Below are 12667 nucleotides of genomic sequence, written 5' to 3'. Positions count from 1 at the left end.
GCTGAAAAGCCTGTGGGAGCGAAGTTGTTTACGATGCCGCTGCAAAACTTGTGGGAGTGAGCTTGCTCACGAAAGCGGTGGCTCAGCCGCCGAATGTTTAGCGGATGTACCTGCCTCTTCGCGAGCAAGCTCACTCCCACAGGGTTACTCATATGCCGACAAGTTTCGTTGCACAACGAAGCCGTTATTCGTCCGCGTTCGGGTCCATCCCCGGGAACAGCACTTCGATGAAGCCGAAGCGGCTGAAGTCAGTAATGCGTGACGGGTACAGACGGCCGATCAGGTGATCGCATTCATGCTGGACGACCCGCGCATGAAAACCGCGGGCTTCACGCTGGATAAGCTTGCCGTCCGGGTCGAAACCCTCGTAGCGGATGTGCTCGTAGCGATCAACCACACCGCGCAGGCCCGGCACGGACAGACAGCCTTCCCAGCCCTCTTCCAGGGTCTGCTCAAGCGGCGTAATCAACGGATTGAGCAGGATGGTCTGGGGAACGGCCTCCGCATCAGGATAACGATCGCTGCTCTCGAAACCGAAGATCACCAGTTGCAGATCAATGCCAATCTGCGGCGCAGCCAGGCCGACACCGCCGACGCTTTCCATGGTCTCGAACATGTCCTGGATGAGAGTCTTCAGCTCTTGCGAACCGAACATCGACTCGGGGACAGGTGGCGCGATGCGCAGCAAGCGCTCGTCGCCCATTTTCAGAATTTCGCGAATCATTGCGGGCCCTCTGCAACGGGCAGAGGCGCCACAAGCGGGCGCCGTCTACCTAGAGCGTGATCAGAATTTGTCGGTCTTCAGCACCGGCGGCGTTGGGGTGTAATCGTGGTCATGGCTGTGATCGCGGCCGAGACCCGAGACGTGCTGCTTGAGGTGCACCGTATTGAAATCGGCCGTGCCATCGCGCTCACCTTCTTCCTTCTCGCCTTTCTCTTTGCCCTCGGCTGACATGTGCTCGATCACCGCGTTCATCTCGGCGCCCAGCAACAACACCGCTGCCGAGATGTAGAAATACAGCAACAGTACGATGATCGCGCCGATGCTGCCGTACATGGCGTTGTAGTCAGCGAAGGTTTTCACGTAGTAGGCAAAGCCCAGCGAAGCGACGATCCACACCACAACCGCAAGCACTGAGCCTGGGGTAATGAAGCGGAAGCTCTGTTTAACGTCGGGCATGACGTAGTACATGATTGCCACCGCGACCATCAGCAGGATGATGATCAGCGGCCAGCGCAGAACCGTCCACAAGGTGACGATGAAATCTTCCATGCCAATCTGCGCGGCGAGCCAGTTCATGACCACCGGGCCGGTGACCATCAGCGCGGCAACCGTAAGCAACATGCCGGCGATACCGATGGTGTAGAACACCGACAGCGGAATGCGTTTCCAGGCCGGGCGCGCTTCGACTACGTCGTACGCGGCGTTCATGGCGCTCATCATCAGGCGCACGCCAGCCGAGGCGGTCCAGAGTGCGATGACGATACCGATCGACAGCAAGCCGCCTTTGGATTGTTGCAACTGGTCGATCACCGGGTTGACCTGGTCGAGGGCCTGGGGCGGCAGGACCAGTTCGGATTGCAGCCGCAACCAGCTGAAAAAGTCCGGCAGGTGCAGGAAGCCGATGAGGGCAATGAGGAAGAGCAGGAACGGGAACAGCGAAAACAGCATCTGGTAGGCCAGTGCCGAGGCGTAGGTCGACATCTCGTCATCGAGAAACTCTTTGACCGTTCTGACCAACACTGTCTTGATGCTGAGCTGGCGCAAGTCCGGGAATATCATGGCGTCTCCTTCGCGACACAGATGTAGCCGAAGCACGGTTATTGATTAAGGCGTTTCTACAAGCGGTATGCATACGAGCGGGCAATTGCGTTGAAATTCCGTCAGTTGCCCGAACGGGCTGGCTTTTTACAGGGTGCCCGGGGTATTGGCTACATTTGATGTGTTTCAGGCGGTCGGCGACGCAAATGATAACGGCCATCAGAGGATGGCCGTTACGGTGTCGCGAATCTGGTCGCCGGGAGCATGCGGGCTCCGGGCGCAAGGGATTCAGACCTTGTCGACGCCTTTTTTCACAGCGTCTTTTGCGTCGCCAACGGTTTGTTGCGCTTCGCCTTTGATTTCCTGCGCTTTGCCTTCGGCACGCAGTTTGTCGTTGTCGGTCACTTTGCCGACGCCCTGCTTGACGTTGCCTACCGCTTCGTTGGCCAAGCCTTTGACTTTATCGCCGGTGCTGCTCATAGGGTTAACTCCAGGGTGAGAATAGGTTGTCATTACCTCGACACTAGAACTGACCGGAGCGGTGAATCAGAGGTTCAATTATTTCGCGAATGGATTGAAATGGCGCCTTGAGCCTGGGTTTTCCATGCGCCTGGAGGGATCGGAATCCATCCTAATAACCAGCGGCAGGCACATCAAAAGCTTCCCGGCTGAAGCCGGTCCTACGCGAGGCGCCTCCGGTCGCACTGACGGCACGCGCTGCGTCTAGTGGGACCGGCTTTAGCCGGGAAGAGGCCAGTCCAGGCGCTGATGTTCGATCGTTCCACGCTCTGCGTGGGAACGCATTTCGGGACGCTCCGCTTCCCCATGAAAGCCCGCGAATCGCGCCGGCCAATTTTGCCTTTATGTTTCCCCGAGAACCCCGGAGAATGCGCGACCGAACCGGCGGCGCTCAGGGCGTCGGGCCAGGTTGACGAGACCGTGATCCAGGAATGTTATGAAACTCGATAAGCAGCAAGCCATTGCGCGCCGTAATGAACAGCTCGGCGGCGCCGTGCTCGGCACCAATAACACGCACTTCGCCGTGCTCGACCCCAAGCGCAATATCTGGTGGTTTGATTTGCCCATGAGCCGTCTGGCGGTGGGTCAGTACGAGTGGCTGCATCTGCTGTTGCACACGCCGAGCACGGATGAGTTGATTCACCTGAAGGTGACCACCAAGTTCCTGCGCGATCAGAAAGACGCGGTGGTGGTTCGCAACGAAGGCAAGCGCAAGTCCACCGTGAGCCTGGAGCTCTCGGCTGACAAGGATTCGTATTTGAAGGACATGCGCCCGAACGGCGCAAACCTGAGCTTCGCCAGTTTCGTACAGAAGTGATCTGGCAAGACTAATCAGACGACCGCAGCGCAGGCCATCCCGCGCTGCAGCCGAGTGTCACGTCAGACCAGTTCGATACGGTCGGCGTGGATGACGATCTGGCCCTGTTTGTACAGTGCGCCGATCGCTTTCTTGAAGTTGCCTTTGCTGACGCCGAACAGGTTGCTGATGACCTGCGGATCGCTCTTGTCGCTGACGGGCAATACGCCGTTGTTGTCACGCAACTTGCCGAGGATCTGCGCGTTGAGGCTGCTGGCAAGCTGCTCGCCCACCGGTTGCAGGCTCAGGCTGATGTTGCCGTCGCTGCGCACTTCCTTGATGAAGCCTTTTTCCTGTTTGCCCGAACGCAGGAACTTGAACACCTCGTTCTTGTGAATCAGGCCCCAGTGCTTGTTGTTGATGATCGCCTTGAAACCCATCGCGGTTTCTTCCGCCACCAGCAAGTCCACTTCCTGCCCGACGGTGTAGTTGGCCGGCACCTTGTCCAGATAACGATCCAGACGCGTGGTCGCGGTGATGCGGCGGGTGTGCTTGTCGAGGTAGACATGCACCACGCAGTAGTCACCGGCTTTCAGCGGCTGCTTTTCTTCCGAGTACGGCAGCAGCAAATCCTTGGGCAGACCCCAATCCAGAAAGATGCCAATGCTGTTGACTTCAACCACTTTGAGGCTGGCAAATTCACCCACTTGAACCTTGGGTTTCTCGGTGGTGGCGATTAACTTGTCATCGCTGTCCAGATAAATAAAGACGTTGAGCCAGTCTTCATCTTCGCTGGGAATATCTTTGGGAATATATCGATTGGGCAGCAAAATTTCGCCGTCTTGTGCCCCGTCCAGATATAAACCGAAGTTAGTGTGTTTAACCACTTGCAAACTGTTGTAGCGCCCGACTAAAGCCATGTCCAGATACCCTCGTTACGTGGGCGGCATTCTACCCGAATTCGGGCGGGCATTCCGGTGGCCATTTCGGATCGACATCTGCCGTCGGCATCGCCGCCCTGGAAATCAACGCCTTGATGAACGACGCAGCGCAGGCGGTGCCGAGCTAAAGCCATTCGTCAGGTCGTCGAGCCGGTCCGCCGCCTTGAACACCGGCCGTAATCGACGGAACGCCAGATTAAACATCGCAATTAAAACAGTCATTTAGCCGCTGCTTTCGGAAAATAATTGCGCTCATCCTTGCGACCGTGACGCCTCCCCCCGTCCGATAATACCCGAGCAATTTCCGGTCAATTCCGATAGGATGGCCGGCCGTATTAAATTTATATAGGTCAATAGCAGCCATGCGTGTAAAAGCATCCAATTCGAAAGCCAAGCCAGCTCCTGCCGTTGAGACCAGCGATTCGATCAACGCACAAATTGCAGCTTTCCTGAAATCCGGTGGCGAGATCCAACAGATCGCCAAAGGTGTCAGCGGCCAGACCTTCGGCCCATCCAAACAGATCTCCCTCGGCAAAAAGTAAATTTTCTCCCGCCTCCGCGGTCGACATCCAGGCGCTTTGATCACAAAGCGCCAGGTCTATCGCTCCCTCGCTGTACGAAGCTCTGCTTTACTCTCGTCACATGACTGCTCCTCGATGCTGTTACCCATGGGTCATGGAAAAGAGCGGACGATGCCCTGATCTGCTGACGTCTCTGCGGAAACCGATATGAACAAAAGGATGATCATTGGCGCCCTGCTCAGCCTCGGGCTCACCGGCTGTGCGACCCACGGATGTGACACCTCGATACCAGGCAGCGCCTGCCGTGCCGACTATCTGCTGTATCAGAACGACATGCTCCAGGCCAAGCTGCTGATCAACGAACGCCGCGCCGAAAACGACGAACTCGCCAGCGCGCTTCTTGAACGGGCAGCACGCGAAGACACAACCGGCGAAGCCGAGTTTTACCAGGCCATACTGCTTCTGCGTCAGAACGCCGACCCAAAGATGATCGATGCCAGGCTCAATGATTCTGCAGATCGCAACTACCCGCTGGCTATCGCGCTACTCGCTCAACGAGCCGGGGTGGAAAACCAGGACAAGGCCCAGAAGTATCGCACCCAGTACGAAAAACTGGACGTAGCCACCAGCGGTTATCCGTCTTTTCCTCAAGCCTTGATCGTCGTCAATCAGCTGATTTCCCCCGCGAACTGATCTGAAAGCGCTGCACATCTGCCTCGAATCGACCAATGGTCGTGAGATGGCGCCAATCGGCGGTATCCTTGCACCGCTCTAGCTCGCGGTTCTTGCCAGGCCATTCGGCTTTCGGATAGAAACCTTCGACCCACTCCTCTGAAACCTGAAAGGAGTGAAGCATGCCTTATGCTCGCTGTTTCAACCGTTGGACCGGTGCGGTGTTTACCTGCGCCGCCCTCATGCATCACGCCGCCAGCGCTCAGGTCATCGAGCGGGAGCTGGGCGACTTCAGCCTGAAGCTCGGCACCACGCCCAGCCGCACCATGGCCCAAGGTCTGGTGACGCCGAGCGGTGCCGATACCAAGTTTCACGGCGGGCTCGACCTGACCCACGACAGCGGTTTCTACTTCGGGCAATGGTCCCCCAGCGCAGGGCTGACGCCCGACACCGCGCTGGAAGTCGACTCCTATATGGGGTTCAAGAAGCCCTTCGACAAAACCCTCGGTTACGAGCTTGGCGTCATTCGCTACAGCTACCCGAATACCGACCAGCTCGACAGCCACGAGCTTTATGCCGGTTTCCGCATTTTCGACAGCCGCATCGGCACCGCCTTCAGCACCGACGCCGGTCGCCAGGACAGCACCGTGTTTCTCGACCTGGGCAGCATGATTCCCCTGGGCCTGGACCTGCGCATGCAGTACGGCAACCACCAGCTCGATTCGCCCACGATCATCGACGGCGGCGGCGTGGTCAACGCCTACAGCGACTGGTCGTTCAACGTGTCGCGCCCTGTTCTGGGCATGGACATGAACCTGATGTACAGCGGCTCGAGCCTGACCGGCGCCGATTGCAGCGCCTACAGCGGCCACAACACCCAGTGCGAAAGCACCGTTACCCTTAAGGTCGTGCGCTCGTTTTTCTGATGGGTTGAACCACCATGACCTGACTTGCTCTATAACGGTGAGACGAACCGGCAAGGAGCTGTCATGGGCATTGTGTTGAAGACCTTTATTTCGCTGTGGCTGAGCCTGACGCTGTTGGCGGGGTGCAGTCAGATTGGTCTGACGTATCGGCATCTGGACTTCATCATTCCCTGGTCGCTCAACGACTACCTGGACATGAACGCTTCGCAGAAAGACTGGCTCGATGAGCGCTTGAAAGAGCACTTGAGCTGGCACTGCACCACTCAGATTCCTGGTTACCTTGACTGGCTGGACCGTCTGCAAGGGATGGTCGAAAACAACCAGGTCAATCAGGAGCAGCTCAAGGCACGCACCGCCGAAGCGCGGCAAGCCATCGCCACCCTCTCCAACGAAATCACGCCCTCGGCGGTCGAGCTGCTTCGTCAGCTGGACGATCAGCAGGTGGCCGAGATGGAAGCCGCATTCGCCAAGGATCTGCGCAAGCATGAAGACGAGTACGTCGATCAGCCGCTGGACAAGCAGATCAGTGAACGCGCTCAACGGATGGAGAAACGTCTGACGCCCTGGATGGGCAAGCTGAATGCAGCCCAACAGGCTCGCGTGATGCAGTGGTCGACCTCGCTGGGCGAGCAGAACCGGCTGTGGATCGACAACCGCGCGCACTGGCAGTCGCTGTTGCTGGCGGCGGTGAAACAGCGCAATGCCGGTGATTTTGATCAGAAGATTGCCAGTCTGTTGCAGGATCGCCAGACCTTCTGGACGCCCGAGTATCGCGCCACCTACGACCATACCGAGCAGGCAGCGATTTCTTTGATTGCGGACCTGATGGCGCAGAGCACCCCTGATCAACGGCAGAAGTTGCTGGCGAAAATCGCCGATGTGCGCAAGGACTTCACAGATTTGAGTTGCTACAAGAGCATAAAAAAAGCGTCCTGATCAGGACGCTTTCAGCATCAGGCGATTTGCGCCTTTGAAGCCACCTCATCAAAGGTCGCCTGGTCCAGCGCATCGGCCTGTTCATCCAGCACCTGACGCGGATGGTCGTTGCCTGGAATGCTGCTGTCGATCATCGCCAGCAAGCTCGCGCCTCGAGGCGTAAGGGTCGCGCCTTCGCCATTCCCGCCATCACCACTCGTGTGGGCGGCAATGAACCCACGTTCGAGCAACAACGCTCTCAATTCTGCGGCAGACGCTTCTGATGCATCGGCAATTGCGACGCTGTTTTGTACGTGGTGCAACAGACGCTCGATCAGGTCCCAGTCGTATCGTTTTGACATGTTTCATCCTCCAGTGGGCCAACAGGGCAATACCCGTGACGTCCGGTCATCGGGCTTGATGCTCAGTGGTTGTGACCCAGTGCAGGGCCAGCCGTTCAGCGGGCTGGCCGGGAGGCAAAGTGATGTTATTCAGCGACCGGCGGACGCGTGACGCGCTTTTTCAGCGGCGCCATCCCGTCCTGGCTGACCAATGGCTCAGCCTTCGGACGATTTACCGATTTGCGTTTGGTCGGGCCCTTGGCGACGGCTTTCTTTTTGTCGCCCTTCTTGTCACCTTTGCCATCGGTTTTTTTCTTCTTCACGCCGACCGCCTTGCCCGACGCCTTGACCTTCTTCGGCCCGGTGTAGGTGCCTTTGACTTCCTTGATCGTGCGGCGCTCAAACTTCTGCTTCAGGTATCGCTCGATGCTGGACATCAGGTTCCAGTCACCGTGGGTGATCAGCGAGATCGCCAGACCTTCGCCGCCGGCACGGCCGGTGCGGCCAATGCGGTGAACGTAGTCGTCGCCCGTGCGCGGCATGTCGAAGTTGATGACCATGTCCAGGCCGTCGACGTCCAGACCACGGGCCGCGACATCGGTCGCCACCAGGATCTTCACGCCGCCCTGCTTCAGACGGTCGATCGCCAGCTTGCGATCCTTCTGGTCTTTATCGCCGTGCAGGACGAAAGCCTTGTACTCGAGCGCCACGAGACGACCGTAGATGCGGTCGGCCATGGCACGCGTGTTGGTGAAGATGATTGCTTTCTGGTAGGTCTCGTTAGCCAGCAGCCAGTTGAGGACCTGCTCTTTGTGCACGTTGTGGTCGGCAGTGATGATCTGCTGACGGGTGCCCGGAGCCAGCTCGCTGACACTGTTGACCTGCAGGTGCTGCGGGTCTTTCAGGACTTTGCCGATCATTTCGCGCAGGCCCGAACCACCGGTGGTGGCCGAGAACAGCATGGTCTGCTGACGGTTGGCGCATTCGCCCGCCAGACGCTCGACGTCTTCGGCAAAGCCCATGTCGAGCATGCGGTCGGCTTCGTCGAGGACCAGCAGTTCAACCTGCTTGAGGTCGAGGTTGCCCGCGTTGAGTTGCTCCAGCAGACGGCCCGGCGTACCGATCAGGATGTCCGGCACTTTGCGCAGCATCGCGGCCTGGACCTTGAAGTCTTCGCCGCCGGTGATCAGCCCGGCCTTGATGAACGTGAACTGGGAGAAACGCTCCACTTCCTTGAGCGTCTGCTGGGCCAGCTCGCGGGTCGGCAGCAGGATCACCGCGCGGATGTCGACGCGAACCTTGGCCGGGCCCATCAGGCGATTGAGCATCGGTAACACGAACGCGGCAGTCTTGCCGCTGCCGGTCTGCGCCGTCACCCGTAGATCGTGTCCTTCCAGCGCCAGCGGAATGGCCGCTGTTTGCACAGGCGTAGGCTCGACGAAATTGAGTTCGGCCACGGCTTTTAGCAGGCGTTCGTGCAGGGCGAATTGGGAGAACACGGGTGTTACCTCGGCGTAATACAAAAAAACAGTCGCATAGGTTACCGGTTTAAGCCGGATTCGCCGAGCCTCTTTAGCTCAAAGGGCCTATTTTGTTACCGGATTTGGCCTACCCTGCCCTCGCTTCCCTATCAATGCTCTAATCGCGCCCCCCATTTTTGATCAGGAGATCCAGCGCCCATGGACACCCATTCGCTTTGGCTACGCGCCCAGGAAATCTGGACGCTGCTGGAAAACCAGCCAATGCTGCGCACGATCACCGGCTTGCTGTTACTGCTCATCGCCGCCTTCGTGCTCGGGCGGCTGGCGCGATGGATGATCCTCTACGCCATGAAAGCCCTGAGCCGCCAGCCGTCGCTGTTCTGGCTCAATGACTTTCTCCATAACAAAGTCTTCCACCGACTGGCCCAGGTCACGCCCTCGGTAGTGATCCAGTTCGGTCTCAATCTGGTCCCGAACCTCAGCAACGCTGCCAACCACGTACTCGGCAACATCGCGCTGGCGTTCACCATCCTCTTCCTCATGCTCACCGTCGGCGCGCTACTCAACGCGTTGCTGGACATCTATGCGCGCACCGAGCACGCCCGCACCCGCTCGATCAAGGGCTACGTGCAGCTGACGAAAATGATCCTGTACGTGTTCGCCGGGATCATCATCGTCGCCACGCTGATTGATCGATCGCCGTTGCTGCTGCTTTCCGGACTCGGCGCGATGTCAGCGGTGATTCTGCTGGTCTACAAAGACACCCTGCTGTCCTTCGTCGCCAGCGTGCAACTGACCAGCAACGACATGCTGCGCGTCGGCGACTGGATCGAAATGCCACAGGTCGGCGCCGACGGCGACGTGGTGGACATCACCCTGCACACCGTCAAGGTGCAGAATTTCGACAAGACCATCGTCTCGATCCCGACTTGGCGCCTGATGTCCGAGTCGTTCAAGAACTGGCGCGGGATGCAGCAGTCCGGCGGGCGCAGGATCAAGCGCAGCCTGTTCATCGATGCCAGCGGCGTGCGGTTCGTCTCCGATGAAGAAGAACAGAAGCTGACCCAGGTCCGCCTGCTGACCGACTACATGGGCCGCAAGAAAGCCGAGCTCAAGGCATGGAATCAAGCCCAGGGCAACGTCGCCGAGATGTCGGCCAACCGCCGCCGCATCACCAACATCGGCACGTTCCGCGCCTACGCCCTGGCGTACCTGAAAAGCTACGCCGACATTCACCCGGACATGACCTGCATGGTCCGCCAGATGGAAGCCACGGCCCAGGGTGTTCCGCTGGAAATCTACTGCTTTACCCGCACGACCAGTTGGGGTGACTACGAGCGGATTCAGGGGGATATCTTCGATTATCTGCTCGCGGTGCTGCCGGAGTTCGGGCTGGGGGTTTATCAACAGCCGAGTGGGGCGGATTTACGGTTGGGGCTGGAGAAGATGTCGTCGAATCAAAGTCTGCAGCAACCGGGCGGCGTTTAACGACCAAGTGCAGCTATGGCGCATTGTTTTCAGTGCTGACCCCGAATCGAATGGAGAACTCTTTCGTTCCCTTGGGCGTCAACGCCAGCGCCCTACTGTCGAGGTCCTGAATAACCCATTTGCGGCTGGTCGCTATGTGCAGGAAGGCAGCACCCAGTGCTCCGGCGAGATGCGGGCGGCGCATGCTCCAATCCAGGCATGAGCAGGCGAAGCGACGTCGCTGCGCCCTGACTGTCCCTACATCGAGCCCCAAGTCGGCCATCGCTTTTTCGCCGCTGACAGTGAGTTGATAATTACCGTCGTCAGGGGCTGACATGGTCAGCCAGCCTGACTCGAGGAAACGATCGTGCAGTTTTACGGCCAATGAACCCGCCATGTGGTCATAACAGGTGCGTGCGATTTGGAGTCGACCCGGGGTTGTAGGCACGAACCGGGTGTCCGGCTTCTGGCTAATCACCATGAGGGCCTCAATTGCCCTGGCCACGTCTGCGTCGGCCAGACTGTAATACCGATGCCTGCCCTGAGTGTGCAGCTTCAGCAGCCCGTCCTCTTTGAGCCTCGCCAAATGCGCGCTTGCAGTAGAGGCGCTTACGTCGCCGATGACAGCCATTTCTGTGCTGGTACGTGCATGCCCATCCATCAACGAACAGAGCATCTTCGTCCTGGCTGGTTCGGCGATTGCGCCGGCGACCCTTGAAATGGCGATGTCATTGCCTGGGGAGTCCATATTTCGTTCCTGAACGAATCGTTAACGTGCGCAGTGCCGGATATTAGCCGTTCCTTGTGAACAGGACTTCAGAAATGACGCCGTTTGAAGCAGCCAGCCATGCCGACCCCTATATTTATTACGCTGGTTTAAGGCAACGAAAGGGGCTGTTGTTCGATGCAGATCTACGCATGTGGATCGCCAGTGATGCCAGTGCCGTAGAGGCCATTCTGGAACATCCGGACTGTCGAGTCCGTCCTCTTGATGAGCCGGTTCCTCTCGCCATTGCACAGGGCGCCGCGGGGCGTATTTTCGGTCGTCTTATGCGCATGAACGAAGGAGCTGAACACCAGTGTCCAAGAATGGCCATCGCGCCCGCTTTGGCTTCCGTGCATGACGAAAACATCGCAGAATTTGTGTCGCAGGTGTTCGAGTCCCTCCATGCCCCGGTTGACGACCTCAACGAATTGATGTGGACGTTGCCCGTATCCGTCACGGCAACCTTGATGGGCGTTCCTTTCACCCAGTTACGTGAAGTTGTGACCCTGACCCAGAATTTTGTGGGCTGCCTTTCCCCCATAAGCGACAAGACCAAGCTGGATGAGGCCGATGCCGGAGCGACTCGGTTGAGTCAACTGTTCGCAGAGTTGCTGCTTGGCGAGGATGAAAGAAGTCGCTTCATGAGCCACGTGTTGAGGGAATGTGACGTGACGGGCTGGAAAGATCGAGACGCATTGATCGCTAATCTGATCGGCCTGTTGTCACAGACCTGCGAAGCCACCGCAGGCTTGATCGGCAACACCCTCATAGCAATTCATCGTAACCCCGGCCTGTTTGAACCCCCTCAACAACCGGCGCGTGTTGCAGAGTGGGTAGCCGAGGCGGCGCGCCACGACTCCCCCATACAAAACACCCGGCGGTTCGTTGCCGGGCAGTGTGTTATCGAAGGCAGCGTCCTGAAGGCCGGGGATACGGTTCTTTTGTTACTGGCTTCAGCGAACAGGGATCCTTGCGCAAACCCGGATCCCGACAACTTTTTGCTCACACGGCCACACCGTCGAATATTCAGCTTTGGCTCAGGCAGACACGAATGCCCAGGCCAGCAACTCGCTTTGCGTATTGCCTCTGAAGCGGTTTCAGAACTGTTGCGTAGACGGCCCAACGCCGCTGTCCGCGCTCATCAATGGCGCTACTTGCCCTCGCTTAATGCTCGGATTCCTTATTTCCATCGCAGCCGGGAGACTCAACAATGATCGCTGTTATTTTTGAAGCGTGGCCACATGAGGAGCAATACCAGCGGTATCTTGATCTTGCGGCTGAACTGAAGCCATTGCTGGAAGGTTTGGATGGGTTCATTTCAGTGGAGCGTTATCAGAGCCTCAGCGAGCCAGAAAAAGTTCTGTCGCTGTCATTTTGGCGTGATGAGGAAGCCATTAAACGATGGCGCGGCCTTGAGTTGCATCGTGCCGCGCAACTTACGGGGCGTAGGCAAGTATTCGGTGATTACCACTTGCGCATTGCTGACGTGGTGCGAGATTACAGTCTGGAGAATCGTGCTCAAGCCCCGCGCGATAGCCGACGCGCTCATGAATAAAAAGA

The 12667-nt window shown here is 58.1% G+C and carries 15 protein-coding genes; 8 read left to right on the top strand and 7 right to left on the bottom strand.

Features of this window, described 5'->3' with window-relative positions; all coding sequences use genetic code 11:
- Positions 1 to 184: 184 nt before the first annotated feature.
- The 3 genes from def to AC07RO_RS02680 all read right to left on the bottom strand — a co-directional run bounded on the left by def (position 185) and on the right by AC07RO_RS02680 (position 2242).
- Positions 185 to 724, bottom strand: coding sequence for a peptide deformylase (def, locus tag AC07RO_RS02690; protein WP_346630685.1), 540 nt, complete (start codon positions 722 to 724; stop codon positions 185 to 187).
- Positions 725 to 784: 60 nt separating this feature from the next.
- On the bottom strand, positions 785 to 1783 hold the full coding sequence (locus AC07RO_RS02685; RefSeq protein ID WP_192171521.1) for a YihY/virulence factor BrkB family protein: 999 nt from the start codon (positions 1781 to 1783) through the stop codon (positions 785 to 787).
- Positions 1784 to 2050: 267 nt separating this feature from the next.
- Positions 2051 to 2242 (bottom strand): CsbD family protein, encoded by a 192-nt coding sequence (locus AC07RO_RS02680; protein WP_192171522.1) that lies wholly within the window; start codon positions 2240 to 2242, stop codon positions 2051 to 2053.
- A 475-nt stretch (positions 2243 to 2717) separates the two neighbouring features.
- On the opposite strand from AC07RO_RS02680, the gene AC07RO_RS02675 reads away from it, so the two are divergent.
- Complete coding sequence (locus AC07RO_RS02675; RefSeq protein WP_065992698.1) at positions 2718 to 3098, top strand: hypothetical protein; 381 nt, start codon at positions 2718 to 2720, stop codon at positions 3096 to 3098.
- Positions 3099 to 3160: 62 nt separating this feature from the next.
- Here AC07RO_RS02675 and AC07RO_RS02670 read toward each other — a convergent pair whose 3' ends face one another.
- Positions 3161 to 3997, bottom strand: a complete 837-nt coding sequence (locus AC07RO_RS02670) for a CvfB family protein (RefSeq protein ID WP_192171524.1) — start codon at positions 3995 to 3997, stop codon at positions 3161 to 3163.
- A gap of 383 nt (positions 3998 to 4380) precedes the next feature.
- Between AC07RO_RS02670 and AC07RO_RS02665 the strand changes: the two genes are divergently transcribed.
- The 4 genes from AC07RO_RS02665 (at position 4381) to AC07RO_RS02650 (ending at position 7073) form a co-directional block, all read left to right on the top strand.
- On the top strand, positions 4381 to 4560 hold the full coding sequence (locus tag AC07RO_RS02665; RefSeq protein WP_037012170.1) for a PFL_1563 family small protein: 180 nt from the start codon (positions 4381 to 4383) through the stop codon (positions 4558 to 4560).
- Positions 4561 to 4746: 186 nt separating this feature from the next.
- Positions 4747 to 5232, top strand: coding sequence for a hypothetical protein (locus AC07RO_RS02660; protein WP_495085208.1), 486 nt, complete (start codon positions 4747 to 4749; stop codon positions 5230 to 5232).
- A gap of 161 nt (positions 5233 to 5393) precedes the next feature.
- Complete coding sequence (locus AC07RO_RS02655) at positions 5394 to 6137, top strand: TorF family putative porin (RefSeq protein ID WP_192171527.1); 744 nt, start codon at positions 5394 to 5396, stop codon at positions 6135 to 6137.
- A gap of 63 nt (positions 6138 to 6200) precedes the next feature.
- Positions 6201 to 7073 carry a DUF6279 family lipoprotein gene (locus AC07RO_RS02650; protein WP_495085207.1) on the top strand — a complete coding sequence of 291 codons (873 nt, stop codon included), beginning with the start codon at positions 6201 to 6203 and terminating at the stop codon, positions 7071 to 7073.
- Positions 7074 to 7090: 17 nt separating this feature from the next.
- Here the strand turns inward: AC07RO_RS02650 and AC07RO_RS02645 are convergent, their stop codons facing one another.
- The gene (locus tag AC07RO_RS02645; RefSeq protein ID WP_346627530.1) at positions 7091 to 7414 is read right to left on the bottom strand and encodes a transcriptional regulator; all 324 of its coding nucleotides are present in this window, start codon (positions 7412 to 7414) and stop codon (positions 7091 to 7093) included.
- Positions 7415 to 7539: 125 nt separating this feature from the next.
- Complete coding sequence (locus AC07RO_RS02640) at positions 7540 to 8892, bottom strand: DEAD/DEAH box helicase (RefSeq protein WP_074891698.1); 1353 nt, start codon at positions 8890 to 8892, stop codon at positions 7540 to 7542.
- Positions 8893 to 9072: 180 nt separating this feature from the next.
- Here AC07RO_RS02640 and AC07RO_RS02635 point away from each other — a divergent pair, with 180 nt between their 5' ends.
- Positions 9073 to 10362, top strand: a complete 1290-nt coding sequence (locus tag AC07RO_RS02635; protein WP_495085206.1) for a mechanosensitive ion channel family protein — start codon at positions 9073 to 9075, stop codon at positions 10360 to 10362.
- Between the two features lie 13 nt (positions 10363 to 10375).
- On the opposite strand, the gene AC07RO_RS02630 is transcribed toward AC07RO_RS02635, so the two are convergent.
- Positions 10376 to 11089, bottom strand: coding sequence for an ArsR/SmtB family transcription factor (locus AC07RO_RS02630; RefSeq protein WP_495085205.1), 714 nt, complete (start codon positions 11087 to 11089; stop codon positions 10376 to 10378).
- A 74-nt stretch (positions 11090 to 11163) separates the two neighbouring features.
- On the opposite strand from AC07RO_RS02630, the gene AC07RO_RS02625 reads away from it, so the two are divergent.
- Complete coding sequence (locus AC07RO_RS02625; RefSeq protein WP_495085204.1) at positions 11164 to 12321, top strand: cytochrome P450; 1158 nt, start codon at positions 11164 to 11166, stop codon at positions 12319 to 12321.
- Positions 12318 to 12662, top strand: coding sequence for an antibiotic biosynthesis monooxygenase family protein (locus tag AC07RO_RS02620; RefSeq protein ID WP_192171533.1), 345 nt, complete (start codon positions 12318 to 12320; stop codon positions 12660 to 12662). The genes AC07RO_RS02625 and AC07RO_RS02620 overlap by 4 nt, the downstream gene beginning before the upstream one ends.
- The last annotated feature ends 5 nt before the right edge of the window (positions 12663 to 12667 follow it).

The organism is Pseudomonas sp. GW821-FHT07F05 (assembly GCF_059418765.1).
The sequence above is the reverse complement of the archived record's forward strand: the minus strand, read 5'-3'. Positions and strand labels throughout refer to the sequence as shown.

Bases quoted from the DNA above. Each gene is read 5' to 3' on its own strand.
- AC07RO_RS02635 (WP_495085206.1), top strand. From the start codon at position 9,073: ATGGACACCCATTCGCTTTGGCTACGCGCCCAGGAAATCTGGACGCTG.
- AC07RO_RS02660 (WP_495085208.1), top strand. From the start codon at position 4,747: ATGAACAAAAGGATGATCATTGGCGCCCTGCTCAGCCTCGGGCTCACC.
- AC07RO_RS02630 (WP_495085205.1), bottom strand. From the start codon at position 11,089: ATGGACTCCCCAGGCAATGACATCGCCATTTCAAGGGTCGCCGGCGCA.
- AC07RO_RS02670 (WP_192171524.1), bottom strand. From the start codon at position 3,997: ATGGCTTTAGTCGGGCGCTACAACAGTTTGCAAGTGGTTAAACACACT.
- AC07RO_RS02655 (WP_192171527.1), top strand. From the start codon at position 5,394: ATGCCTTATGCTCGCTGTTTCAACCGTTGGACCGGTGCGGTGTTTACC.
- AC07RO_RS02625 (WP_495085204.1), top strand. From the start codon at position 11,164: ATGACGCCGTTTGAAGCAGCCAGCCATGCCGACCCCTATATTTATTAC.
- AC07RO_RS02645 (WP_346627530.1), bottom strand. From the start codon at position 7,414: ATGTCAAAACGATACGACTGGGACCTGATCGAGCGTCTGTTGCACCAC.
- AC07RO_RS02620 (WP_192171533.1), top strand. From the start codon at position 12,318: ATGATCGCTGTTATTTTTGAAGCGTGGCCACATGAGGAGCAATACCAG.
- def (WP_346630685.1), bottom strand. From the start codon at position 724: ATGATTCGCGAAATTCTGAAAATGGGCGACGAGCGCTTGCTGCGCATC.
- AC07RO_RS02675 (WP_065992698.1), top strand. From the start codon at position 2,718: ATGAAACTCGATAAGCAGCAAGCCATTGCGCGCCGTAATGAACAGCTC.
- AC07RO_RS02685 (WP_192171521.1), bottom strand. From the start codon at position 1,783: ATGATATTCCCGGACTTGCGCCAGCTCAGCATCAAGACAGTGTTGGTC.
- AC07RO_RS02650 (WP_495085207.1), top strand. From the start codon at position 6,201: ATGGGCATTGTGTTGAAGACCTTTATTTCGCTGTGGCTGAGCCTGACG.
- AC07RO_RS02665 (WP_037012170.1), top strand. From the start codon at position 4,381: ATGCGTGTAAAAGCATCCAATTCGAAAGCCAAGCCAGCTCCTGCCGTT.
- AC07RO_RS02680 (WP_192171522.1), bottom strand. From the start codon at position 2,242: ATGAGCAGCACCGGCGATAAAGTCAAAGGCTTGGCCAACGAAGCGGTA.